Below are 24946 nucleotides of genomic sequence, written 5' to 3'. Positions count from 1 at the left end.
TCCTCTTGAAAAAAGTGCCGCAACTCTAGCACAGGCGTACCCGCTCGCCGACGGCCGCCGTTCTCATTTTTCCCGCCAGAAGCGGGGCTCTTCGCGCAGCCCCTGCGCCCTGCCCCAGTCCCCCAAGCGGAACTGCAGGGCGCCCTGACGGGCGGTATCGTAGATCGCCGCCGGCAGGTTTCGATAGCGTGCGATGGCCTCCGGATGCGGGTGGCCGAAGGCGTTGTTCCAGCTGCGGGAGATCAGCACCGCGCGCGGCGCCAGGGCCTCGAGCAGCGCTCGCGAGGACGAGCTGCGACTGCCATGGTGCGGCGCCAGCAGCCAGTCGGCGCGCCACTCCGGATGGCTGTCGAGCAGTGCCCGCTCGGCCGCGGCATCGATATCGCCGGTCAGCAGCAGACGCTCGCCGCCGGCCTCCACCAGCAGCACGCAAGACGCCTGATTGCCGTCCTGCGCAGCGCCCCAGCGCCAGGTGGAGAAACGCACGCCATCCCATTGCCAGTCCCGGCCGGCGCAAGGCTGGGCGGCGAGCGCCGCCGGCAGCGCCCGTGCCTCGCCGGCGATGACCTCGCCCAGCGGCAGGCCGCGCTGCACGGCCAGGGCACCCCCGGCATGGTCGCCGTCTGCATGGCTGAGCAGCAGACCGTCCAGGCGGGTCACGCCAAGACTGCGCAGCGAAGGCAGGACTACCCGCTCGCCCAGGTCGAAACCGCCGAAGCGCGGCCCCGCGTCATAGAGCAGGGCATGCCCGCGGGTGCGCAGGAGCACGGCGAGCCCCTGACCGACATCCAGCACCCAGACATCGGCCCGGCCGGGTGGAATCCGCACCCCGGGTGGAAATGCCAGGGGCAGCAGCAGCGCCAGCCCTAGGGCGCGCAGCGGCACCCCGGCCGGCAACAGGATCAGCACGGTCCCGAGCGTCGCCAGCAGCCAGGCCCAGAACGGCACATCATGGGGCAGCCAGGCCGGCACGGCGCCGGCGATCTCGCCGAGCAGCCAGAACAGCGCCGCCAGCAAGGCGCCGGCCAACCAGAGCAGGCCCTCGCCCAGCACCGGCAGGGGTAGCAACAGGGTTCCGAGCAGCGCCAGCGGCACCACCGCAAGGCTGACCCATGGCACCGCGATCAGATTGGCCAGCGGGCCGCTGAGACTGATCGGCAACCCCAGGACCAGCAGCAGCGGCAACAGCCCCAGCGCGCTGGCCCACTGGGCCCGCCACAGGGTCTGTCGCCACGACCAGGCGCCCAGCCGACCGCCAAAGGCCAGGGCGAGAATCGCCACCGCGCCGAACGACAGCCAGAACCCCGGCTGCAGGCTGGCCAGCGGCTCGAGCAGCAGCACCCCGACCAGCGCCAGCAGCAGGGGCAGCCAGAACCCCAGGTGGCGAAAGCGCAGGCGCCAGAGCAGTACCACGGCGATCATGACGCAGGCCCGCTGCACCGGCACCCCGAAACCGGCCAGCCAGCCGTAACCCAAGGCCGCGACCAGGGCCAGCGCGCACGCCCAGGGCAACCAGGACAGGCGCCGCGGCCACAGGCCGTGACGCGCCAGCAGGGCGACCAGTCCGTAGACCAGGCCGGCGAGCAGGGCGACATGCTGACCGGAGATCACCATCAGATGCACGGTGCCGGTGTCCTGCAGAAGGTGCCAGTCCGCCGCGCTCAGCCCCGAGGCATCGCCCATCACCAGTGCGGCAATGGCGCCTTCACGGCCATGGGCATCGACCTGCTGCAGGCGCTGGCGCAGGCCGTCGCGCCAGCCGTCGGCCGTGCCTGGTGATCCAAGACGCTCCCCGGCCTTCACCGTGCCAGTGGCACCGATGCGCCGGGCCAGCAGCCAGGCCTCGGCATCCAAGCCCTGCGGATTGACCAGGCCGCGCGGGCGCTTGAGGGCAACCGCCAGGCGCCAGCGCTCGCCGGCGCGGACCTCCGGCCCGGCATGCCAGGCCAGGCGCAGGCGCCGGGGCAATTCGGCACGCCGGGACAGTGCACCCTCCAACTGGAAGCGCAACGTGCCGTCGACCCGCTCCGGCAGGCCGACCACCTGCCCTTCCAGCCACAGGGTGCGGCCGTCGAGTTCGGCGGGCAGACGCCCCTCCAGCGCCCAGTGCGCCGACAGGCAGGCCCAGCCCAGGCCGAGCAGAAACAGCGCCGGCCGATAGCGACGCAACGCCAGGCAGCCGCACCCGCCCAGCAGCAGCAGCGACCACAGCCACCAGGGCGGCAGGGCCGGGAGAAAACGCAGGACGAGCAGGCCTGCCGCGAGCGCCAACATCCCTGTGCGCAACATTCGAAACGACTCCGCAGTTCGTGCATTTCATCGGGATGATCGGCGGAATTGGCTGTCACAATACCAGCAGCAGGCCGTCATCAATCTGTGCATAATACTGGCGCTTCGAACTGCCGAGTGTCGCCATGCCCCGTCGCATCTTTAAGCGCTACATGCCGCATCCGGATAGCATCAGGGAACACAAGTCCCTGCGCTTTTTGGGCACCTTGATCCATGACGCCAACCTCTGGCACCTGAACCGCCACTCGGTATCACGAGCCATGCTCGTCGGACTGTTCAGCGCCTTCATCCCGATCCCGATGCAGATGCTCCTCGCCGCCGGCCTGGCCATCCCGCTGCGGGCCAACCTGCCGATCTCCATCGGCCTGGTCTGGCTGACCAACCCCATCACCATGCCACCGGTGTTCTACTGCACCTACAAGGTCGGCAGCTGGGTCCTGGACACCCCGCCGCTGGCCCTGCCCAGCGAGCTGAGCATGGCCTGGATCAGCGAACGGATAGCCACCCTGTGGGAGCCGATTCTGGTCGGCTCGCTCATTACCGGGATCGTGTTTGGCATCACCGGCTACTTCGCGACCATGCTGTTCTGGCGCTGGTGGGTCCGCCATAATTGGCGGAAACGCCAGGAAAGACGGCACAATCCGCAACGCTGAAACGGCCGTGCGGCGCCGGCCCTTCACTCGTAGCGCAGTGCCTCGGCAGGCTGGATGCGGGCGGCACGCCAGGACGGATAGAGGGTGGCGAGAAAGCTCAGGATGAAGGCCGCCGTACAGACCAGCGCCACATCCAGCATCTGCAGATCGGACGGCAGATAGCTGACGAAATAGATGTCCGAACTGAGAATCTGCCGGCCGCTGACCGACTCCAGCCAGGCGATCAGCTCGCTGACGTTCAAGGCCGCGACCACCCCCAGCACGCCCCCGGCCAGGGTGCCCAGCGCGCCGATCACCGAGCCCTGAACCATGAAGATCGCCATGATCTGTCCCGGCGTGGCGCCCAGGGTGCGCAGGATGGCGATATCCGCGCCCTTGTCGGCGACCACCATGATCAGCGTGGCGACGATGTTGAACGCCGCCACCGCGACGATCAGCAGCAGCAACAGGCCGATCATGGTCTTTTCCATCTGCATGGCGCTGAACAGGCTGCCCTGGGTCTGCGTCCAGTCGACGGCGCGATAGGCTGCGCCGAGTTCGCCGACGATCCCCGCCGCCACCTGCGGCGCCTGATACAGATCCTTCAGCGCCAGGCGCACGCTCTGCACCTGGCCGGGTTGCCAGCGCATCAGCTGCGCCGCATCGGCGACATGGATCAGCCCCAGCGAGCCGTCCAGCTCGGCGCCGACCTTGAACAGCCCGACCACGGTGAGACGCTGCATGCGCGGGGTGATGCCACCCGTGGTATCGCTCAGCTCGGGAACGATCAGGGTCAGCTTGTCACCGACCTGCAGACCGAAGCGCCGCGCGGTGATCTCGCCGATGACCACGCCGAACTCGCCGGGTAGCAGATCCGCCAGACGACCCTGCTCCATGTGTCCGGCGACGATGGAGACCTTCGGCTCCTCGTGCGGATCGATGCCCTGAACCTGGATCGGCTGCATCGCGCCCTTGTAGGACAGCATGCCTTCCAGCTCGGTGAGCGGCGCCGCAGACTGCACCTGCGGATGGTCCAGAGCCATCCTGGCCAGGCTGCGCCAGTCGTCCAGTGGCTGCACACCGGCAATCGCGGCATGCGGCACCATACCGAGGACCCGCGCGCTCATCTCCTTCTGGAAGCCGTTCATCACCGACAGCACCACGATCATCGCCAGAACGCCGAGGGCAAGGCCGATCATCGAGGTCAACGAAATGAAGGAGATGTAGTGGTTGCGCCGCTTGGCCCGGGTATAGCGGGCACCGATGAAAACCGCCAGGGGACGAAACATGCTCACTCCGCGACCAGTCGACCGTCTTCGAGACGCAGAACCCGGTCCATCTGCCGGGCCAGCTGGGGATCATGGGTCACCACCAGGAAGGCCGTGCGCAGGGAGGTGCTGAGCTCCAGCATCAGCTCCTGAATGCTCTGGGCGGTGTGCTGGTCGAGGTTGCCGGTCGGCTCGTCGAGCAGCACCAGGCCCGGCTGGTTGGCCAGGGCGCGGGCGATCGCCACGCGCTGGCGCTCGCCGCCGGAAAGCTCCGCCGGCTTGTGCTTGAGGCGGTGCCCCAGGCCAACCCGCTCGAGCAGCGCGGCGGCCCGCTGGCGCGCCTCGGGAATCGCCACACGGGCGATCAGCAGGGGCATGCAAACGTTCTCCAGGGCGGTGAATTCCGGCAGCAGATGATGGAACTGGTAGACGAAGCCCAGCGCGCGATTGCGCAGCAGGCCCCGTGCCTTCTCGTTGAGCGCCGAAAGCTCCTCGCCGGCCAGCCAAACACTGCCCTCGCTGGGCGTGTCCAGGCCACCGAGCAGATTGAGCAGAGTGCTCTTGCCGGAGCCCGAGCTACCGACGATGGCCACCCGCTCGCCCGGATGCAACTCCAGCTCCAGGCCGGAAAGCACCACCACCGACTGCGGGCCCTCCTCGTAGCGCTTGCCCAAATTGCGGCAACTGAGAACGGCTCGATCTTTCATGGCAGGGTCACTCATAACGCAAGGCCTCCGCAGGCTGGGTGCGCGCGGCGCGCCAGGCCGGATATAGGGTGGCGAGGAAACTCAGCAGCAGGGCCGCGCCGCAGACCAGCACCACATCCTCGCCCATCAGCTGCGAAGGCAGGTAATCGATGAAATAGACGTCCGCGCTGAGGAACTTGTGGCCCAGCAACTTTTCGAGGGCGGCGATCCAGCTGCCGATATTGAGTGCGGCGAGAATCCCCAGAACGCCGCCGATCAGAGTGCCGATCACGCCGATCACCGTGCCCTGGACCATGAAGGTGGCCATGATCTGCCCCGGCGTGGCACCGAGCGTGCGCAGGATAGCAATGTCGCCCTTCTTGTCGGTGACCACCATGACCAGTGTGGAAATGATGTTGAACGCCGCTACCGCGACGATCAGCAGCAGCAGCAGGCCGATCATGGTCTTTTCCATGCGGATCGCCTGATACAGGTTGCCGTGGCTGCGCGTCCAGTCGCGGGCGTAGAAGTCCTCGCCGTCCAGATTCGCGGCAATCGCCCAAGCGGTGCGTGGGGCCTGGAACAGGTCGGCGAGCTTGAGCCGCAGCCCCTGGACCTGGCCGGGCCTCCAGCGCTGCAGCCGGCCGAGGTCGTCGAGATGGGCCATTGCCACGTAGCCATCCAGCTCGCCGGCGCCGACATGGAAGATCCCCTGCACGGTGAAGCGCTTCATCCGCGGGAACATGCCGGCCGGGGTGACTGTCACCTCGGGGGCGACGAAGGTGAGCCGGTCGCCGAGGCCGACGCCCAGCTTGGCGGCCGCCTTGTCGCCGATGAGGATGCCGAACTCGCCCGGCCGCAGCGCCGCCAGGCTACCCTGGCGAAAAAAGTCGCCGATGATCGACACCCGCGGCTCAAGCGCCGGATCAATGGCGTTGATCAGCACCTTCTGCACCTGCCCGTTGTGGGTCAGGAGCCCCTGCATCTGGCTGAAGGGCGCCACCGCGACGACCTGGGGATGGGCCTGCGCCCGCGCCGCCAGACTGCGCCAGTCATCGATCGGCACCGGACTTTCGATGGTCGCATGGGGAACCATGCCGAGCACCCGGGTGCGCATCTCGTGATCGAAACCGTTCATCACCGACAGCACCAGGATCATCACCAGCACGCCGAGCGCCAGTCCGATCATCGAGGTCAGCGAAATGAAGGAGACGAAATGGTTGCGACGCTTGGCACCCGTGTAACGCATGCCGATGAAGACGGACAGCGGTCTGAACATAGCGGAGAGTCGTTATCGCCAGCGAAAGAGAGGCGCCCCCTGGCGGGGCTGAGGGCCGATCCCAGCTGTTACACTCAGGAGCGGCAGTTGGCCATGGGAGTCGCCATGTCGACAGGAAATCGCCGCGCATACTACCGTATCGTAGTGACGGATGGCACCGGAAATTGCCCGACCGCCCCCAGGAACCAGAGCCGGCAGGCGCCCTTTCCGCCCCACGGCTGAGCATCGCGCAGCGAACTGCGGGCGTGCTCCCGACAAGCTTTCGCCCCCCCAACCACGCAGAGCGGAATCGCTCCGGAAGGAACAATCGTGACCCTCATCTACGGCCATCGCGGCGCCAAGGGCGAAGCCCCGGAAAACACCCTGGTCAGCTTCCAGCGCTGCCTCGAACATGGCGTGCGCCGCTGCGAACTCGATCTGCACCTGTCTCGCGACGGCGAGCTGATGGTCATCCATGATCCGACCCTGAAGCGCACCACCGGGCGCCGCGGCAAGGTCAGCGAACAGGATGCCGCCGAACTGGCGAGCATCGACGCCCGCCTGGGCGGCCCGGGCTGGGTACAGCCCTGCCCCATTCCGCGTCTCGCCGAACTCTTCGAGAAGTGCAACTTCGAGCACTGGCAACTGGAAGTGAAGAGCGCCTCGCGGGTCCGCGCGGCACGCACCGTGACGGCCATCCAAGATCTGGTGGAGCGCTACGAACTGCTCGATCGGGTCACCGTGACCTCGAGCTCGCGGGAAGTCCTGCGCGCCCTGCGGCGACTGACGCCTCGTCTGTCGCGCGGCCTGGTCGCCGAATACGCCTGGCTCGATCCGGTGAAGGTCGCCAGCAACCACGGCTGCGAGCTGCTCGCCCTGAACTGGACGCTGTGCACCCCGGAACGCTTGAAAAAGGCCCGGCAGACGGGGTTGCAGGTATCGGTATGGACGGTGAACGAACCGGCGCTGATGCGCCGGCTCGCCGATTTCGGGGTGGACAGCCTGATCACAGACTTTCCCGGTTTGGCCATTGCCACCCTTGGGAAAGGTTGAGGTCGCCTCCTCCGACCGGCTCAGGCCACCGGTCGGAGCCTCTCAAAAAAGCCGGTTGAGGCCGTCGTACGCCGCCACCCGATAGGCTTCGGCCATGGTCGGGTAGTTGAAGGTGGTGTTGATGAAGTACTTGAGGGTATTCGCCTCGCCCTTCTGGTTCATGATCGCCTGGCCGATGTGGACGATCTCCGAGGCCTGATAGCCGAAGCAGTGCACGCCGAGGATTTCCAGGGTCTCGCGGTGGAAGAGAATCTTCAGCATGCCGGCCTTCTCGACGGCGATCTGCGCCCGGGCCATGCCCTTGAAGAAGGCCTTGCCGACCTCGTAGGGCACCTTCGCCTGGGTCAGCTCGCGCTCGGTCTTGCCGACCGAACTGATCTCCGGGATGGTGTAGATACCGGTCGGCACGTCGTCGACGAAGCGCCAGCTGTCGTTCTCGGTGATGCTGCCCGCGGCCGAGCGGCCCTGATCATAGGCGGCACTGGCCAGACTCGGCCAGCCGATCACGTCGCCAGCCGCATAGATGTTACCGACGTCGGTGCGGTAATGCTCGTCGACCTGGATCTGCCCGCGGCTGTTGGCCTTGAGGCCGATGTTCTCCAGACCCAGCTTGTCGGTGTTGCCGGTACGGCCGTTGCTCCACAGGAAGGCATCGGCCTTGATCTTCTTGCCGGACTTGAGATGCAGAATCACCCCGTTGTCCAGACCTTCGACGCGCTCGTACTCCTCGTTGTGGCGGATCAGCACGTTGTTGTTGCGCAGGTGGTAGCTGAGCGAGTCGGAGATTTCGTCATCCAGGAAGCTGAGCAGTTGGTCGCGGTTGTCGATGAGGTCGACCAGCACGCCGAGGCCGCTGAAGATGGAGGCGTACTCGCAGCCGATGACCCCCGCCCCGTAGATGATCAGCCGGCGCGGCGTGTGCCCGAGGCTGAGGATGGTGTCGCTGTCGTAGATGCGCGGATGGCTGAAATCGACATCGGCCGGACGGTAGGGGCGCGAGCCGGTGGCGATGACGAACTGCTTGGCCACCAGCTTCTCGACCATGCCGTTGAGATGGACGACCTCGATGGTGTGCTCGTCGCAGAAGCTCGCGGTCCCGAAGAAGGTATCGATGCGGTTGCGTGCATAGTAGCCGGTCCGCGAGGAAACCTGCTTGGCGATGACCTGCTCGGCGCTCTTCAGGACATCGGCGAAGGAGAACCAGCGCGGCTCGCCGATCTGGCGGAACAGCGGGTTGTTGTTGTACTGCATGATCTGCCGCACCGAGTGGCGCAGCGCCTTGGAGGGAATGGTTCCGAGGTGGGTGCAGTTGCCGCCGACCTGGGGACGGTCATCCACCACCGCCACCTTGCGCCCGGCCTTCACGGCATTCATCGCCGCCCCTTCGCCAGCGGGGCCGGTGCCGATTACCACCACATCGTAGTTATATACAGCCATACTTACTCCTGAAAACGCGGCGGGGCGCCCCCCGGCGCGGTTGACGAATTCGCTCAGAACCTGACTGAATACTTCAACACCAGTCCTGCCGCTATAGACCTTTTGGGTATCTCCGCCCCATCACGGAGCGGCTAATCCCTGTTGGCGTCGTAACCCAGACTGGGCCTGGCCGCCTTGTCACCCCCGGCATTCGCTTCCTCGCACTTGTCCTGATCGCCGCCGCAGATGGGGCACTCATCCTTTTCGATCCCTAGGTTGGCGATGCCACCACAGGAGCCGGCGATGGGCTTGCGCCCCATGATCACGCCGATGGACATGCCCAGCACCACCAGCAACATGACGAGAAAAACCAGTACCCAGGTCATTGCTTGTCTCCCGCACCGAACAGCCGATCGAAGGCCGCAGTGCTCTTGGTGATGAATCCCTGATCCTCGCGAATCACCAGAAAGGCGGCGATCCCCTGCCGCTCCGCGAAGACCAGGCCACGCTCGTCGCCGAGTACCATCAGTATGGTGGACAGGCCGTCCGCCCTGAGGGCCGAAGGATCGACGATCGTCACCGAAGCCAGCCGATGGGCGACCGGAGCACCGCTCTGAGGGTCTATCGTATGGGAATAGCGCCTACCGTCCTGCTCGAAGAAGTTGCGGTAGTCACCCGAGCTCGAGACTGCATAGCCGTCGAGGGCGACGATCTTCTGTGCGACCCGCTCGTTGTCGTGGGGCGCTTCGATGGCGATCCGCCAGGGCGTGCCGTCGGGCTTGAGTCCCTTGGCCTTGAGCTCGCCGGTGATTTCCACCAGGTAACTGTCCACGCCCAGCGCCTCGAGACGGGCGACGACCCGATCGACTGCGTGGCCGGCGGCGATGCTGTTGAAATCCACCTGCACCGGAGCGTCCTTGCACAGCCGCTCGCCGTCGATGCGCAGATGCTGGTGCCCCACGCGCTGGCGCGCCGCGGCGATCGCCTCGGCATCCGGCACCCGCTCGCCGTGACTGTGCGGACCGAAGCCCCAGAGATCGAGCAGGGGACCGACGGTCAGATCCAGCGCCCCGCCGCTCTCCACGGAAAGCCGCTCGCCAGCCGCCACCAGCTCGCGCACGGTGGCGGGCATCGGCGCACAGCTGCCGGCCGGCAGGGCATTGAAGCGTTCGATATCCGAGTCGGAACGGTAGGTGGACACCTGCCGATCGAGATCGGCCAGGATCGCCTCGGTCTCGCGCTGCAGGTCCTCCTTGGCAGGAGTCCCACGACGCTGCACGTATTTCACCGAATAGGTGCTGCCCATGGTCGGGCCGGCGAAACTTTCCACCTGGTCAGAAAACATGCAGCCCGCCATCGCGGCCGCCAGGGCGGCCGCGATGGCGGGCTTCAACAGTTCGGCAACCACACTAGCCGCCGAAGTCGTCAAGCAGGATGTTTTCCCGCTCGACGCCCAGGTCAAGCAGCATCTTGATCACTGCCGCGTTCATCATCGGCGGGCCGCACATGTAGAACTCGCAGTCCTCCGGCGCCGGATGGTCCTTCAGGTAGTTCTCGTAGAGCACGTTGTGGATGAAGCCGGTCAGGCCGGTCCAGTTGTCCTCGGGCTGCGGATCGGACAGCGCCAGGTGCCACTGGAAGTTCGGGTTCTCCGCCTGCAGCTGGTCGTACTCCTCGACGTAGAAGGCCTCGCGCATGGAGCGCGCGCCGTACCAGAAGCTCATCTTGCGCGTGGACTTCAGGCGCTTGAGCTGGTCGAAGATGTGCGAGCGCATCGGCGCCATGCCGGCACCACCGCCGATGAACACCATCTCGTTGTCGGTGTCCTTTGCGAAGAACTCGCCAAAGGGACCGTACACCGTGACCTTGTCGCCCGGCTTGAGGTTGAACACGAAGGAGGACATCTTGCCCGGCGGGATATCGTCGCGGTTCGGCGGCGGCGAGGCGATGCGGATGTTGAACTTGACGAGGCCCTTCTCTTCCGGGTAGTTCGCCATGGAGTAGGCGCGGATCGTCGTCTCGTCCACCTTGGACACGAAGCGCCACATGTTGAATTTGTCCCAGTCGCCGCGGTACTCCTCCTGGATGTCGAAGTCCCTGTAGTTGACCACGTGCGGCGGGCACTCCAGCTGGACGTAGCCGCCCGCGCGGAAGTCCACGCTCTCACCTTCCGGCAGACGCAGGGTCAGCTCCTTGATGAAGGTGGCGACGTTGGGGTTGGACTCCACCGTACATTCCCACTTCTTCACGCCGAAGACCTCTTCCGGCACTTCAATCTTCATGTCCTGCTTGACCGGAGTCTGGCAGGACAGGCGCCAGCCTTCCTTGGCCTGGCGGCGGGTGAAGTGCGACTCCTCGGTAGGCAGCATCTCGCCACCACCGGACTCGACGACGCACTTGCACTGTGCACAGGTACCGCCGCCACCGCAGGCGGAGGACAGGAAGATGTTGTTGGACGCCAGGGTCTGCAGCAGCTTGCCGCCGGCCGGCACGGTAATGGTGCGCTCGCCGTTGATCTCGATGCTCACGTCGCCGCTGGATACCAGCCTGGCGCGGGCGGCGAGAATGATCACCACCAGCGCCAGCACGATGGCGGTGAACATGCCGATGGCGAGGAATATTTCGTAACTCATCTGCTCATCCCGTCCTTACAGCTGTACGCCGGAGAAAGACATGAAGCCCAGGGACATCAGGCCAATGGTGATGAAGGTGATCCCCAGCCCCTGCAGCCCTTCGGGCACGTCGCTGTATTTCAGCTTCTCGCGGATACCGGCGAGCAAGGCGATGGCCAGCGCCCAGGAGAAACCCGAGCCGACGCCGTAGACCACGCTTTCCGGGAAGTTGTAGTCGCGCTCGACCATGAACAGCGAGCCGGCCATGATGGCGCAGTTCACCGTGATCAGCGGCAGGTACACGCCCAGCGCGTTGTAGAGCGAGGGTACGTACTTGTCCAGCAGCATCTCGAGGATCTGCACGATGGCAGCGATCACCCCGATGTAGCTCAGAAAGCCGAGGAAGCTGAGATCGATATCGGGCAGGCCGGCCCAGGCCAGCGCCCCCTCCTTGAGCAGATAGGTATAGAGCAGGTTGTTGGCCGGCACGGTGATGGCCTGCACCACCACGACCGCGATGCCGAGACCGATGGCGGTCTCCACCTTCTTGGAGATGGCGATGAAGGTGCACATGCCGAGGAAGAAGGCCAGTGCCATGTTCTCCACGAACACGGCCTTCACGAACAGGCTGATGTAGTGCTCCATTAGTAAGCCTCCTTGTTCGAGACCTGCGGGGCCAGGCGGTAGGCCGGCTTCTCGACCTGGTCTTTCTTCCAGCTACGCAGGCCCCAGATGATCAGGCCGATGAGGAAGAACGCCGAGGGCGGCAGCAGCAGCAGACCGTTGGGCAGATACCAGCCGCCGTCGTTGACCACCGGAATGATGGTGAAGCCGAACAGCTTGCCGGCGCCGAACAACTCGCGAAAAACGCCCAGCACGATCAGCATGACGCTGTAGCCCAGACCGTTGCCGATGCCGTCGTAGAACGACAGGACCGGCGGGTTCTGCATGGCAAAGGCTTCGGCACGACCCATCACGATGCAGTTGGTGATGATCAGACCGACGAACACCGACAGCTGCTTGGACAGCCCGTAGGCGAAGGCCTTGAGCAACTGGTCGACCACGATCACCAGCGAGGCGATGATCACCATCTGCACGATCATGCGGATCGAACTGGGAATCTGGCTGCGGATCATCGAGATGAACATGCTCGAACAGGCCGTCACCAGGGTCAGCCCGATGGACATCACCAGCGCGGTCTTCAGGTTCGAGGTGACTGCCAGCGCCGAACAGATACCGAGGATCTGCAGGCCGATAGGGTTGTTGTTGAAGACCGGATTTAACAGGACTTCCTTGATGGTCGGTTGCGCCATGCTCAGGCCCCCCCATTGCGAAGGTTAGCGATAAACGGACCGAAGCCCTTCTGGCCGAGCCAGAAGCGCAGCAGGTTCTCGACGCCGTTGCTGGTCAGGGTCGCACCGGCCAGGCCATCGACCTGATGGGTTGCTTTCGGACTTTGCGAATCGACGTTGCCCTTGACGATATCCACAGCCAGCTTGCCGTCCTCGTCGAACAGGGTCTTGCCCGGCCACAGGGCCTTCCATTTCGGGTTGTCCACTTCGCCGCCCAGACCGGGAGTCTCGGCGTGCTGGTAGAAGCCCATGCCGACCACGGTGTTCAGGTCGCCCTTGAGCGCCATGAAGCCGTACAGGGTCGACCACAGACCGTAGCCGCGCACCGGCAGGATCAGGGTGTCCAGCTGGCCATCCTTTTCCACCAGATAAACGGTGGTGAGACGCTCACGCCGCTTGATCGAGGCGATGTCCTGCTCGCCCGGCAGGGCGTCGGACAGTTTGGGGTCCTTGGCCGCCTTGAGCGGATCGAAGGTATTTACGTCCTGCGCATCACTGAAGGTGCCGGACTCCAGGTCCACCACCTTGGCGACGATGCGCTCCTTGTACAGCGCCTTGACCTGCTTGCCGGACAGGTCCGCATCGCCCAGCCCGGCGATGGCCAGGATGCTGCGCTGCTTGTCCAGTTCCTTGTTCTCGATCTGGGTCGACTTCAGCGCCACGGCGGCGCCGGCGACGAACACCGAACACACCAGGCAGACCACGATGGCCACCGCCAGCGTGCGGACGGTGGACTCTTTCTGATTAGACATTGCGTGCCAGCCTCCGCTTGATGTTGGCCTGAACGACGAAGTGGTCGATCAGCGGTGCGCACAGGTTGCCGAACAGGATCGCCAGCATCATGCCCTCGGGGAAGGCCGGGTTGACCACCCGGATCAGTACGACCATCAGCCCGATGAGGATGCCGAACGCCCACTTGCCGGTATTGGTCATGGACGCCGAAACCGGGTCGGTGGCCATGAACAGCATGCCGAAGGCGAAGCCGCCGACGACCAGATGCCAGTACCAGGGCATGGCGAACATGGGGTTGGTATCGGAGCCGATCAGGTTGAACAGGGTGCTCAGGACCACCATGCCCACCATTACGCCGGCGACGATGCGCCAGGCGGCGATCTTGGTCGCCAGCAGCACGGCGCCGCCAATGAAGATGGCCAGGGTGCTGGTTTCGCCGATGGAGCCCTGCACGGTGCCCAGGAAGGCATCCATCCAGCTGGCACCGGTGGCCACCACGCTCTCGATGCCGCCGGCAGCCGCCAGACTCAGCGCGGTGGCGCCGGCATAACCGTCAACCGCGGTCCACACAGCATCGCCGGACATCTGCGCCGGGTAGGCGAAGAACAGGAAGGCCCGGCCGACCAGCGCCGGGTTGAGGAAGTTCTTGCCGGTACCGCCGAACACTTCCTTGCCGATCACCACGCCGAAGCTGATGCCCATCGCCACCTGCCAGAGGGGAATGCTCGGGGGCAGGATGAGGGAGAACAGCACGGAGGTGACGAAGAAGCCCTCGTTGACCTCATGCTTGCGCACCGAGGCGAACAGCACTTCCCAGAAACCGCCGACGATGAAGGTCACCGCGTAGATCGGCAGGAAGTAGGCCGCCCCCTGAACGAAGCAGTCCCACAGGCTGTTCGGGTCGAACCCGGCCAGGGCGCCGGTCAGGGCGAAGCGCCAGCCGTCCTGGGCCGCCAGCAGCTCGGGGCTCTTGGCGAAGATCAGGTTGGCCTGGTAGCCGGTATTCCACATGCCGAAGAACATTGCCGGAAAGGTGCAGAGCCAGACCAGAATCATCATCCGCTTGAGGTCGATGCCGTCGCGCACATGGGCGGTGGTCTTGGTCACGCTGGCCGGACGGTAGAGGAAGGTGTCGACGGCCTCGTAGAGGGCGTACCACTTCTCGAGCTTGCCGCCCTTCTCGAAGTTGTGCTCGATCTTATCGAGAAACGCTCGGACTCCCATCAATCAACCCTCCTTCTCGATACGGGTGAGGTTGTCCCGGAGAATCGGGCCGTACTCGTACTTGCCGGCACAGACATAGCTGCACAGGGCCAGATCCTCTTCGTCCAGCTCCAGCACGCCGAGCTTCTGCGCCATCTCGGTATCACCGACGATCAGGCTGCGCAGCAGCTGCGTCGGCAGGATGTCCAGCGGCATCACCTCTTCGTAGTTGCCGACCGGCACCATGGCGCGCGGGCTGCCGTTGGTGGTGGTGGAGAGAGCGAAGCGCTTGTCTTCCGCCAGCTTGGAGACGAAGACGTTGAGCAGCGAATGCTTTTCCGTGCCGGCACGCAGGTAGTGCAGCATTTCCCGCTCGTCGCCTTCCTTCAGGCAGGACACCTGCAGGTGGTAGCGACCGAGGTAGGCGAAGGCGCCATGAGCGCTGCGGCCGCCGAACAGCGAGCCGGATACCACGCGGTTGTAGCCAGGCTGCAGCTCGCCGGCGGTTAGCTCGTCGAGACTGGCGCCCAGGCGGGTACGCAGCAGGCGCGGACGCTCGACCACCGGGCCGCCCAGGGCGACGACGCGCTCGACCGACAGCCGGCCGCTGGTGAACAGCTTGCCGACAGCGATCACGTCCTGGTAGTTGATGCTCCAGACGCTCTTGCTGGCGCTGACCGGATCGAGGAAATGGATGTGGGTGCCGGCCAGACCGGCCGGATGCGGGCCGGCGAAGGACTCGGTCTGCACCTTGGCCAGCTGCTCGCCGGGCAGGGCGACACGCTCGGCCTTGCACAGGTAGAGCTTGGCCAGATTGCCGAGCACCTTGAGGCCGTTCTCGAAGTTCGCTGCCTGCTCGGCGATGATCACAGCAGGATCCGCCGCCAGCGGATGGGTATCGACCGCGTTGACAAAGATCGAGCTGGGCGTCGCATCGACGGCCGGAACGCGACTGAACGGACGGGTACGCAGCGCGGTCCAAAGGCCGGAGCGCAGCAGGTTCTCGCGCACCTGCTCGCTGCTCAGGCTTTCCAGTTGCTCCGGCGCGTACTGGACGAAGGTTTCCTCTTCGTCGCCGTCCAGGTCGATGACCACCGACTGCAGGACGCGCTGCGCGCCACGATGGATGGCACTGACGACACCCGCCCCCGGCGCAGTGTACTGGACACCCGGGGTCTTCTTGTCGCCGAACAGGACCTGACCGAGCTTGACCCGGTCGCCGACCTGCACATTCATGGTTGGCTTCATGCCGTGGTAGTCGAAACCTACCACGGCCACGCTGCGAACCGATCTCGCAGCCTCTATGCGCTGCGTCGGCTCACCCGTTATGGGCAAGTCGAGCCCTCTTTTGATTCTGATCATAGGTTCTAGGCCTAACCCACTGATTTCAAAAAACATTGCAAGACTCAAAAAAGCACAGAGAAGGGACAGTAAACGGCAAGCCGCGACTGTTCCTGCACTTTGCAATCTCCGAATCCAGGAAAAAAATCCGCCCGATTATAAAGATGCCCATGCGGTAATGGCCACCCAAGGGCTTGTTTTTTATGGTTTCTTGAAAGGAAATTTTTCTGCTTCAGCCCTCGAGGAGGCAGCAGAACGGCATGGCAAGCAGATAAGCAAAGCGGGAGCCATGGGCTCCCGCTTTTGCAGCTGACGCAGCGATCAGCGCGGGAAGGCCAGCGGATTGACTCCGGCCATATCCTCCAGAACGCGCACCACCTGGCAGCTGTAGCCGAACTCGTTGTCGTACCAGACATAGAGCACGACACGGTTGTCGGTGCAGATGGTGGCTTCGGCATCCACCACGCCTGCATGGCGGGAACCGACGAAGTCGGTGGACACCACCTCGGACGAGTTGACGAAGTCGATCTGCTTGTGCAGGTCGGAGAACATCGCCACCTGGCGCAGATATTCGTTGATCTCGTCGCGGCTGGTGGACTTCTCCAGATTCAGATTGAGGATCGCCATGGAGACGTTCGGCGTCGGTACGCGGATCGCGTTGCCGGTCAGCTTGTCCTTCAACTCCGGCAGGGCCTTGGCCGCCGCGGTGGCCGCACCGGTCTCGGTGATCACCATGTTCAGCGGGGCGCTGCGACCGCGACGACTGCCCTTGTGGAAGTTATCGATCAGGTTCTGGTCGTTGGTGTAGGAGTGCACGGTTTCCACATGACCGTTGGCGATGCCGAACCGGTCGTTCACCGCCTTCAGCACCGGCACGATGGCGTTGGTGGTGCAGGAGGCCGCGGAGATGATCTTGTCCTCATCGGTGATGTCGCGGTGGTTGATGCCATGCACGATGTTCTTCAGCGCCCCCTTGCCCGGAGCGGTCAGCACCACGCGGGCGGCACCCGGGCACTTCAGGTGCTGGCCGAGGCCCTCGGCATCGCGCCACTTGCCGGTGTTGTCCACCACGATGGCATCCTTGATGCCGTACTGGGTGTAGTCGACGCTGGTCGGATCGTTGGAGTAGATCACCTGGATCAGATTGCCGTTGGCGAGAATGGTGTTGTTTTCCTCGTCCACGGTGATGGTGCCATCGAACGGGCCATGCACCGAGTCGCGACGCAGCAGGCTGGCACGCTTGGCCAGATCGTTGTCGGCCCCCTTGCGCACGACGATGGCACGCAGGCGCAGGCCGTCGCCGCCGCCGGTCTTCTGGATCAGGATGCGCGCCAGCAGGCGACCGATGCGGCCGAAGCCGTACAGCACCACGTCGGTGCCCTTGTGCTGCACGGTGTTCTGCTTGCCGGCAACTTCGGCCAGTTCGTCGCGGACGAACTGCTCGACGGAACGACCGGCGCCGGCCTCCTTGTACTTGCCGACCATCTTGCCCAGGTCGACCGAGGCGGCACCGAGCTTCAGCTCGCTCATGGCCTTGAGGATCGGGAAGGTATCGTGCACCGAGAGCTCGGCTTCATCGCTCTGGCGATGGCGGGCGAAACGATGGGCCTTGAGGATCGCGATGACGGAGCGGTTGATCAGGCTGCGGCCGAAGATCGAGGTCACCACATTATTATTGCGGTAGAGCTGGCCAATCAGCGGGATCATCGCTTCAGCGAGCGCTTCACGGTCAATCCATTCACCAAGACACTGGTCGGGCTTCTGATTCACGGGCGACACCTTCTTACATGTAGGGGCTGATAAAAATGACTACATTATGACCACGCCAGTATAGGCCGGCAATCTGCAGTGGACGAAACACTGACAGCAAAGCATGCGGATAGTTACAATCGACCGGATATCAATTACCCACCGGAGCCAGGCCTCCCCGTGTCTGTACTGCGTCTTCCGAGCCTGCCGGCCGCCGCCGGCAAACAACATTGGGGCAACCTGCCAGGCACGGCGCTCTCCCTGGCGATCGCCGAGGCCGCCAGCGCCGCCAAGCGCTTCACCCTGCTCCTCACCGCCGACAGCCTGAGCGCCGAACGTCTGGAACAGGAGCTGCGCTTCTTCGCCCCGACACTTCCGGTGCTGCAGTTTCCGGATTGGGAAACCCTGCCCTACGACCTCTTCTCGCCCCACCAGGACATCGTCTCGCAGCGCATCGCCAGTCTCTACCGGCTGCCCGAACTGAGCCATGGCGTGCTGGTGGTGCCGATCACCACCGCCCTGTACCGCCTGGCGCCGAAGCCCTTCCTGCTGGGCAGCAGCCTGGTGCTGGACGTCGGCCAGCGGCTCGACGTGGAGCAGATGCGCCAGCGCCTGGAGGCAGCCGGTTACCGCTGCGTGGAAACCGTCTACGAACACGGCGAATTCGCCGTGCGCGGCGCACTGATCGACCTCTTTCCCATGGGCAGCGAGCAGCCCTACCGCATCGACCTGTTCGACGACGAAATCGAGACCTTGCGCACCTTCGACCCGGAAACCCAGCGCTCGATCGACAAGGTCGACTCGATCCGCCTGTTGCCGGCTCGCGAATTCCCGCTGCGGAAGGAGGCGGTCGCCACCTTCCGCGCCCGCTTCCGCGAGCGCTTCGACGTCGACTTCCGCCGCTGCCCGATCTATCAGGACCTCGCCAGCGGCATCACCCCGGCCGGCATCGAGTACTACCTGCCGCTGTTCTTCGAGGAAACCGCCACCCTCCTCGACTACCTGCCGCCCGCCACCCAGGTATTCTCCCTGCCCGGCATCGAACAGGCCGCCGAGAGCTTCTGGAGCGACGTGCGCAACCGCTACGAGGAGCGCCGCCTCGACCCCGAGCGTCCGCTGCTGCCGCCCGCCGAGCTGTTCCTGCCGGTGGAGGACTGCTTCGCCCGCCTGAAGGACTGGCCGCGGGTGGTCGTCTCGACCGAAGAGCTCGAGCCTGGCGTCGGCCGCGAGCGCCTGCCCGCGCGCCATCTGCCGTCGCTGGCCCTCGACGCCAAGGCCAGCCAGCCGCTGGCGGCCCTGGCCGATTTCCTCGCCGAGTTCCCCGGCCGCGTGCTGTTCGCCGCCGAATCGGCCGGACGCCGCGAGATCCTGCTGGAGCTGCTCGCGCGCCTGAACCTGCGCCCGCAGAGCGTCGACGGCTGGCCGGGCTTTCTCGCTGCCACGGAGCGCCTGGCCATCGCCATCGCCCCGCTGGACGAAGGCCTGCTGCTCGAGGCGCCGTCCCTGGCGCTGGTTCCCGAAAGCCAGCTGTTCGGCCAGCGGGTGATGCAGCGCCGCCGGCGGGAAAAGGCCCGCGACGGCGGCGACAACGTCATCAAGCACCTCACCGAGCTGCGCGAGGGCGCGCCGGTGGTGCACATCGACCATGGCGTCGGTCGCTACCGCGGTCTGTTCACCCTGGAGGTCGAAGGCCAGGCCGCCGAGTTCCTCATGCTGGAGTACGCCGAGGAAGCCAAGCTCTACGTGCCGGTGGCCAACCTGCACCTGATCGCCCGCTACACCGGCAGCGACGACGCCCTGGCGCCGCTGCACCGGCTGGGCTCGGAGCAATGGCAGAAGGCCAAGCGCAAGGCCGCCGAGCAGGTTCGCGACGTCGCCGCCGAACTGCTCGACATCTATGCCCGGCGCGCCGCCCGCACAGGCTTCGCCTTCAGGGATCCGGCCGCCGACTACGCGACCTTCAGCGCCAGCTTTCCCTTCGAGGAAACCCCGGACCAGCAGGCCGCCATCGACGCGGTGCACGCCGACATGCTGGCGCCCAGGCCGATGGACCGCCTGGTCTGCGGCGACGTCGGCTTCGGCAAGACCGAGGTGGCCATGCGTGCCGCCTTCATCGCCGTGCACAGCAGCCGCCAGGTGGCCGTACTGGTGCCCACCACCCTGCTCGCCCAGCAGCACTACAACAGCTTCCGCGACCGCTTCGCCGACTGGCCGGTGAGGGTCGAGGTGATGAGCCGCTTCAAGTCGGCCAAGGACGTCGAGGGCGCCATCGCCGCCCTGGCCGAGGGCAAGATCGACATCGTCATCGGCACCCACAAGCTCCTCCAGGACGACGTCAAGTTCAATAACCTGGGCTTGGTGATCATTGACGAGGAACACCGCTTCGGCGTGCGCCAGAAGGAACAGTTCAAGGCCCTGCGCAGCGAGGTGGACATCCTCACCCTGACCGCCACGCCGATCCCGCGCACCCTGAACATGGCCGTCGCCGGCATGCGCGACCTGTCGATCATCGCCACTCCGCCGGCGCGCCGGCTGTCGGTGCGCACCTTCGTCATGGAGCAGCAGAACACCCTGATCCGCGAGGCGCTGCTGCGCGAATTGTTGCGCGGCGGCCAGGTCTACTACCTGCACAACGAGGTGAAGACCATCGACAAATGCGCCCGCGAGCTGGCCGAGCTGGTGCCGGAGGCACGCATCGCCATCGGCCACGGACAGATGCGCGAGCGCGAGCTGGAACAGGTGATGAGCGACTTCTACCACAAGCGCTTCAACGTGCTGGTGGCCTCGACCATCATCGAGACCGGCATCGACGTGCCCAGCGCCAACACCATCGTCATCGAGCGCGCCGACAAGTTCGGCCTGGCCCAGCTGCACCAGTTGCGCGGACGGGTCGGACGCAGCCACCACCAGGCCTACGCCTACCTGCTCACCCCGCCGCGCAAGCAGATGACCGAGGACGCGCAGAAGCGCCTGGAAGCCATCGCCGGCGCCCAGGACCTCGGCGCCGGCTTCGTCCTGGCCACCCACGACCTGGAGATCCGCGGCGCCGGCGAGCTGCTTGGCGAGGGCCAGAGCGGGCAGATCCAGGCGGTCGGCTTCAGCCTCTACATGGAAATGCTCGAGCGTGCGGTCAAGGCCATCCGCAAGGGCGAGCAGCCGAACCTCGAGCAGCCGCTGGGCGGCGGCCCGGACATCAACCTGCGGGTGCCGGCGCTGATTCCCGAGGACTACCTGCCGGACGTGCACGCCCGCCTGATCCTCTACAAGCGCATCGCCTCGGCGGCCGACGAGGACGAGCTCAAGGAGTTGCAGGTGGAGATGATCGACCGCTTCGGCCTGCTGCCCGAGCCGGCCAAGCACCTGGTGCGCCTGACCCGGCTGAAGCTGCAGGCGGACAAGCTCGGCATCGCCAAGATCGACGCCGGGCCCCAGGGCGGGCGCATCGAGTTCGCCTCCCATACCTGCGTCGACCCGCTGGTGCTGATCAAGCTGATCCAGAGCCAGCCGAACCGCTACAAGTTCGAAGGCGCCACCCTGCTCAAGTTCCAGATCCCCATGGAGCGCCCGGAAGAACGCTTCAACACCCTCGAGGCGCTGCTCGAGCGCCTGACTCCGCCATCCGCTTAAGGACAGACCCATGCGTGCGCTACGCCTGCTTCCCCTGCTGTTCGCCCTGCTCGCCCCGGCCGCGCTCGCCGAGGGGCTGTACCAGATCGAACTGATCCTGTTCCGCCAACCCGGCGATCCGCTGCCGGCCGGCCAGCCGCCGGCGGAAAACTGGGCCGCCGGGGCGCAGTCCCTCAACGACACGAACCGCCGGACCCCGGCGCTGGAGGAGCAGGCGGCCAAGCTGGCCAAGGCCGAGGGCTACAAGGTGCTGCTGCACCAGGCCTGGCAGCAGCAACTGGGCGGCGCACCGAGCCGGATGGCGCTGAGCAGCGGCAAGGGAAGCCACGGCCACTACCCCATCCAGGGCACGCTGAGCCTGACCCAGGGCCGCTACCTGGACGTCGCGGCGGAGTTCTGGATCAACCGTTTCGACAACACCGGCTTCCTCGCCGGCAGCGAGCGCCTGAAACAGAAGAGCCGCCTGTCCGCCGGCCAGCTCACCTTCCTCGACCACGGCAACCTGGGTCTGCTGATCCTGGTCACGCCGCTCTGACCCATGCCATAAACGAAAAGGACCGCCCGCAGCGGTCCTTTTCGTTTCCAGGCTCTGCGGGTCAGGCTGCCAGCACCCGCCCGAGCACCGCCTTGGCCTTGCCCATGCCCTCGCCGAGGGCGCGCTCGATGTCGGCCATGGTGATCAGCGCGCTGCTCTTGCCCGCCGCCGGATTCACCACCAGCGCCAGACAGGCGTAGGGCAGCCCCAGCTCGCGGGCCAGCACCGCCTCGGGCATGCCGGTCATGCCGACGATGTCGCAACCGTCTCGCTCCAGACGAACGATTTCCGCGGCGGTCTCCAGGCGCGGCCCCTGGGTGCATGCGTAGACCCCATGCCCGCTGAAGGCACAGCCCTCGGCCAGCAGCGCCGCGATCAGCCGCTGGCGCAGGCCCTCGTCGTAGGGATGGCTGAAGTCCACGTGGGTGACCGCCTCCAGCTCGCCCTCGAAGTAGGTGTGGGCGCGGCCGTAGGTGTAGTCGACCAGTTGGTGCGGCACGCAGAAGTGCCCGGTGCCCATGGCCGCATGGATGCCGCCGACCGCATTGACCGCCAGGATCGCCTCGGCCCCGGCCTGGCGCAGCGCCCAGAGATTGGCCCGGTAGTTGACCTGGTGCGGCGGGATGCGATGCGGATGGCCGTGGCGCGCCAGGAACAGCACTTCGCGGCCGGCGTACTCGCCGCGCAGGATGTCCGCCGAGGGGGCGCCATAGGGCGTCTCCAGCTGGAGAGACTGGCGGATGCTCAGCCCCTCCAGCTGGGTCAGACCGGTGCCGCCGATGATCGCATGGACCGTCATTTCATCTCCTCAATCGATCAGCCGGGCCTGGCGCAGACGCTCGAGCGCGCGCAGCCAGCGTGGGTTCTGCTTGTAGTCGATCCCCGGGAAGGCCCGCCGGCGCATGCGTGCCAGGCGCGCTGCCGGCTGCACGCCGAGGCGCTGCAGGGCGGACAGGGCCAGCTCGGCCGCCGCCCGGTCGTTGCACACCAGCCCCATGTCGCAGCCTGCGGCGAGTGCCGCCTCGATCCGCGCCGCCGCGTCGCCAGCCACATGGGCGCCGGCCATCGACAGGTCGTCGCTGAATACCACCCCGTCGAAGCCCAGCTCGCCGCGCAGGATGTCCTGCAGCCAGCGGCGGGAGAAGCCGGCCGGTTGCACATCCACCTGCGGAAAGATGACGTGTGCCGGCATCACGGCATCCAGCTGCCCGCGGAGCTGCTGGAAGGGCAGCAGGTCCCGGGGGCGGATCGCCTCGAGACTGCGCTCGTCGGTGGGGATGGCCACATGGGAGTCGGCCTCCGCCCAGCCATGTCCCGGAAAATGCTTGCCGGTGGCGGCCATGCCAGCGGCATGCATGCCGCGGATGAAGGCCCCGGCCAGGCGGATGACCGCCTGCGGATCGCTGGCGAAGCCGCGCGAGCCGATCACCGCGCTGCGCCCGTGGTCGAGGTCCAGCACCGGCGCGAAACTGAAGTCCAGCCCCGCCGCCAGCACCTCGGTCGCCATCAGCCAGCCGCACGCCTCGGCCAGCCGCTCGGCCTCGTCGTGGCCGGCCAGCGCGCCCATCGCCGGCAGGCGAACGAAGCCCTGGCGCAGGCGCTGCACGCGGCCGCCCTCCTGATCCACGGCGAGCAGCAGGTCGGGACGCACGGCGCGAATCGCCGCACAGAGCTCGCGGACCTGGGCGGGGTGCTCGATATTGCGGGCGAACAGGATCAGGCCGCCCACTTCGGGCTGGCGCAACAGGCGGCGATCCTCGGCGGTCAGCCAGGTGCCGGCGATGTCCAGCATCAAAGAGCCTTGCATGGAAAATCCTTAAGTGAGATCGGCCGCCGCCCACACGGGGCACGGCGCTTCTTCGATCCGCACGCGGCAGTGCAGGGACACGCGCGGGTAGAGCTCCAGCAGGTCGGCGTTGCGCAGGCGCACGCAGCCGTGGGAGCGCGGCACCCCCATGGGCTCGCTGTCCGGCGTGCCATGGAGATAGATGTAGCGGCGGAAAGTGTCGACCGCCCCGAGCCGGTTGCGCCCGACCTCGCAGCCGCTCAGCCAGAGGATCCGGGTGAGGATCCAGTCGCGGCCGGGAAAGGCCTCGTGCAGCTCGGGTGTCCAGACCTCGCCGGTCCAGCGCCGCCCGCGCAGCACCGCGCCCGCCGGCAGCCCCTCGCCGATCCTCGCCCGTACCTGATGCAGCCCGCGCGGCGTGCAGCCGGAACCGGACTGCTCGCCGGGACCGTTCAGGGCAGTGGAAACCGCCAGGCGCAGGACCAGCTGGCCGTCGGCAAAGCCGTACAGCGCCTGATCGGCCAGGGAGATATGGAGAAGATCGAGAGCTTGCATGGGCGGCTAGCTTAGCCGATCGGAACGGTGCCGCCCACCGCCCCGCTACTCGTCCGCATCGCTCGGAGCGGGGCGGGCCACACTCCTGGCAGGCAGCGCCGCCTTGCCACGCGGCCTGGGCTGGGCGCTGGCCAGCTGCGGATCATGCAGGACGCTCTGCGCGCGCATGCCGGCGGCGAGAAAGGGCACCAGCAGACGCAATGCCTGCTCGCTGGAGGTCTGTACCCCGAAGCGCTCCTCGGCGAAGGCCCGCAGCGTATCCATCCCAGACAGGCTGAAGGTCGCCGCGCCGAGCATGAAGTGGGTGCGCCAGAACAGCTCCAGCGGCGGAATCCGCGGCACCGCCACCTGCAGCAGCAGCAGGTAGCGCCGGAAGAGCTTGCCGTAGGTGTCCTCGAGGTAGCGCCGCAGGTGTCCCTGCCCCTGGCTCAGGGCCAGGCCGAGCAGACGCATGAAGATGGCCAGGTCGCTGCCGCTGCGCGGGCGCGCCGACTGCACCTGCGTGATGGTGATCTCCAGCAGCTCCTCGAGGCTCAGGCCGGGCTCCGGAGCGGCCTGACGGCGGTCCAGCTCGCGCTCCAGACAGGCACAGAAAGGGCCGAGGACCCGGGAAAACACCGCCTCGATGAGCGCATTCTTCGAGCCGAAGTGATAGTTCACCGCCGCCAGATTGACATCGGCCTTGCTGGTGATCAGCCGCAGCGAGGTTTCCGCGAACCCCCGTTCCGCAAACAGCTGCTCCGCAGCATCCAGGATGCGCTCGACAGTTTCCGAGTGGGGCATGCTTCCTCCGGCGGTTGACAACCCTGTCATTTTTAGCCGCCATTGTATTTCAATTCGAACGCCGGACTG

General features: G+C 66.0%; 23 protein-coding genes. 5 read left to right on the top strand and 18 right to left on the bottom strand.

Annotation, left to right across the window (positions count from 1 at the left end):
• Positions 1–63 precede the first annotated feature (63 nt).
• Positions 64–2274, bottom strand: a complete 2211-nt coding sequence (locus EV691_RS11425; RefSeq protein WP_131297191.1) for a DNA internalization-related competence protein ComEC/Rec2 — start codon at positions 2272–2274, stop codon at positions 64–66.
• A 140-nt stretch (positions 2275–2414) separates the two neighbouring features.
• Between EV691_RS11425 and EV691_RS11420 the strand changes: the two genes are divergently transcribed.
• Positions 2415–2942 (top strand): DUF2062 domain-containing protein, encoded by a 528-nt coding sequence (locus EV691_RS11420; RefSeq protein WP_131297023.1) that lies wholly within the window; start codon positions 2415–2417, stop codon positions 2940–2942.
• A 23-nt stretch (positions 2943–2965) separates the two neighbouring features.
• Here EV691_RS11420 and EV691_RS11415 read toward each other — a convergent pair whose 3' ends face one another.
• The 3 genes from EV691_RS11415 to EV691_RS11405 are packed head-to-tail and all read right to left on the bottom strand — an operon-like array spanning position 2966 to position 6154.
• On the bottom strand, positions 2966–4210 hold the full coding sequence (locus EV691_RS11415; RefSeq protein WP_131297020.1) for a lipoprotein-releasing ABC transporter permease subunit: 1245 nt from the start codon (positions 4208–4210) through the stop codon (positions 2966–2968).
• Between the two features lie 2 nt (positions 4211–4212).
• Complete coding sequence (gene lolD / locus EV691_RS11410) at positions 4213–4896, bottom strand: lipoprotein-releasing ABC transporter ATP-binding protein LolD (protein WP_377802233.1); 684 nt, start codon at positions 4894–4896, stop codon at positions 4213–4215.
• Between the two features lie 7 nt (positions 4897–4903).
• Complete coding sequence (locus tag EV691_RS11405; protein ID WP_131297013.1) at positions 4904–6154, bottom strand: lipoprotein-releasing ABC transporter permease subunit; 1251 nt, start codon at positions 6152–6154, stop codon at positions 4904–4906.
• A gap of 309 nt (positions 6155–6463) precedes the next feature.
• Here EV691_RS11405 and EV691_RS11400 point away from each other — a divergent pair, with 309 nt between their 5' ends.
• Entirely contained in the window at positions 6464–7186 is a 723-nt protein-coding gene (locus EV691_RS11400) for a glycerophosphodiester phosphodiesterase (RefSeq protein WP_131297010.1), read from the top strand.
• A 42-nt stretch (positions 7187–7228) separates the two neighbouring features.
• On the opposite strand, the gene sthA is transcribed toward EV691_RS11400, so the two are convergent.
• The 9 genes from sthA to EV691_RS11355 form a co-directional block, all read right to left on the bottom strand.
• A complete protein-coding gene (sthA, locus tag EV691_RS11395) occupies positions 7229–8623 on the bottom strand; it encodes a Si-specific NAD(P)(+) transhydrogenase (protein ID WP_039805439.1) in 1395 nt (464 codons plus the stop codon).
• Positions 8624–8754: 131 nt separating this feature from the next.
• Positions 8755–8988, bottom strand: a complete 234-nt coding sequence (gene nqrM, locus EV691_RS11390) for a (Na+)-NQR maturation NqrM (protein ID WP_039805441.1) — start codon at positions 8986–8988, stop codon at positions 8755–8757.
• Positions 8985–9947: an FAD:protein FMN transferase gene (locus EV691_RS11385; RefSeq protein ID WP_377802232.1), complete on the bottom strand. Its 963-nt coding sequence runs from the start codon at positions 9945–9947 to the stop codon at positions 8985–8987. Before EV691_RS11385 ends, nqrM begins: the two co-directional genes overlap by 4 nt.
• 64 nt (positions 9948–10011) lie before the next feature.
• A complete protein-coding gene (gene nqrF / locus EV691_RS11380) occupies positions 10012–11235 on the bottom strand; it encodes an NADH:ubiquinone reductase (Na(+)-transporting) subunit F (RefSeq protein WP_131297007.1) in 1224 nt (407 codons plus the stop codon).
• A 15-nt stretch (positions 11236–11250) separates the two neighbouring features.
• Positions 11251–11859, bottom strand: a complete 609-nt coding sequence (gene nqrE / locus EV691_RS11375) for an NADH:ubiquinone reductase (Na(+)-transporting) subunit E (RefSeq protein WP_089167523.1) — start codon at positions 11857–11859, stop codon at positions 11251–11253.
• Complete coding sequence (locus tag EV691_RS11370) at positions 11859–12533, bottom strand: NADH:ubiquinone reductase (Na(+)-transporting) subunit D (protein ID WP_169531184.1); 675 nt, start codon at positions 12531–12533, stop codon at positions 11859–11861. Before EV691_RS11370 ends, nqrE begins: the two co-directional genes overlap by 1 nt.
• A complete protein-coding gene (locus tag EV691_RS11365) occupies positions 12530–13318 on the bottom strand; it encodes a Na(+)-translocating NADH-quinone reductase subunit C (RefSeq protein WP_131297005.1) in 789 nt (262 codons plus the stop codon). Before EV691_RS11365 ends, EV691_RS11370 begins: the two co-directional genes overlap by 4 nt.
• On the bottom strand, positions 13311–14522 hold the full coding sequence (locus EV691_RS11360; protein WP_131297002.1) for an NADH:ubiquinone reductase (Na(+)-transporting) subunit B: 1212 nt from the start codon (positions 14520–14522) through the stop codon (positions 13311–13313). Before EV691_RS11360 ends, EV691_RS11365 begins: the two co-directional genes overlap by 8 nt.
• 3 nt (positions 14523–14525) lie before the next feature.
• Positions 14526–15863, bottom strand: a complete 1338-nt coding sequence (locus EV691_RS11355; protein WP_131296998.1) for a Na(+)-translocating NADH-quinone reductase subunit A — start codon at positions 15861–15863, stop codon at positions 14526–14528.
• On the opposite strand from EV691_RS11355, the gene EV691_RS11350 reads away from it, so the two are divergent.
• The gene (locus EV691_RS11350; RefSeq protein ID WP_131296995.1) at positions 15850–16155 is read left to right on the top strand and encodes a hypothetical protein; all 306 of its coding nucleotides are present in this window, start codon (positions 15850–15852) and stop codon (positions 16153–16155) included. The genes EV691_RS11355 and EV691_RS11350 overlap by 14 nt on opposite strands.
• Before the next feature lie 8 nt (positions 16156–16163).
• Here the strand turns inward: EV691_RS11350 and EV691_RS11345 are convergent, their stop codons facing one another.
• Positions 16164–17612: a glyceraldehyde-3-phosphate dehydrogenase gene (locus tag EV691_RS11345; protein WP_131296992.1), complete on the bottom strand. Its 1449-nt coding sequence runs from the start codon at positions 17610–17612 to the stop codon at positions 16164–16166.
• A 159-nt stretch (positions 17613–17771) separates the two neighbouring features.
• Here EV691_RS11345 and mfd point away from each other — a divergent pair, with 159 nt between their 5' ends.
• Positions 17772–21218 carry a transcription-repair coupling factor gene (mfd, locus tag EV691_RS11340; protein ID WP_131296989.1) on the top strand — a complete coding sequence of 1149 codons (3447 nt, stop codon included), beginning with the start codon at positions 17772–17774 and terminating at the stop codon, positions 21216–21218.
• 10 nt (positions 21219–21228) lie between these two features.
• On the top strand, positions 21229–21753 hold the full coding sequence (locus EV691_RS11335; protein WP_131296986.1) for a CsiV family protein: 525 nt from the start codon (positions 21229–21231) through the stop codon (positions 21751–21753).
• 61 nt (positions 21754–21814) lie between these two features.
• Here the strand turns inward: EV691_RS11335 and EV691_RS11330 are convergent, their stop codons facing one another.
• The 4 genes from EV691_RS11330 to EV691_RS11315 are packed head-to-tail and all read right to left on the bottom strand — an operon-like array spanning position 21815 to position 24877.
• Positions 21815–22552 carry an S-methyl-5'-thioinosine phosphorylase gene (locus EV691_RS11330; protein WP_131296982.1) on the bottom strand — a complete coding sequence of 246 codons (738 nt, stop codon included), beginning with the start codon at positions 22550–22552 and terminating at the stop codon, positions 21815–21817.
• Positions 22553–22561: 9 nt separating this feature from the next.
• Positions 22562–23560 (bottom strand): beta-N-acetylhexosaminidase, encoded by a 999-nt coding sequence (nagZ, locus tag EV691_RS11325; protein WP_131296977.1) that lies wholly within the window; start codon positions 23558–23560, stop codon positions 22562–22564.
• Positions 23561–23569: 9 nt separating this feature from the next.
• The gene (locus EV691_RS11320; protein WP_131296974.1) at positions 23570–24094 is read right to left on the bottom strand and encodes a L,D-transpeptidase; all 525 of its coding nucleotides are present in this window, start codon (positions 24092–24094) and stop codon (positions 23570–23572) included.
• 45 nt (positions 24095–24139) lie between these two features.
• The gene (locus EV691_RS11315) at positions 24140–24877 is read right to left on the bottom strand and encodes a TetR/AcrR family transcriptional regulator (RefSeq protein WP_131296971.1); all 738 of its coding nucleotides are present in this window, start codon (positions 24875–24877) and stop codon (positions 24140–24142) included.
• Between the last annotated feature and the right edge of the window lie 69 nt (positions 24878–24946).

The sequence above is a fragment of the Azotobacter chroococcum genome (genome assembly GCF_004339665.1).
Lineage (GTDB): Bacteria > Pseudomonadota > Gammaproteobacteria > Pseudomonadales > Pseudomonadaceae > Azotobacter > Azotobacter chroococcum.
Note: the sequence above shows the minus strand (reverse complement) of the source record. Positions and strands in the feature narration are given on the sequence as shown.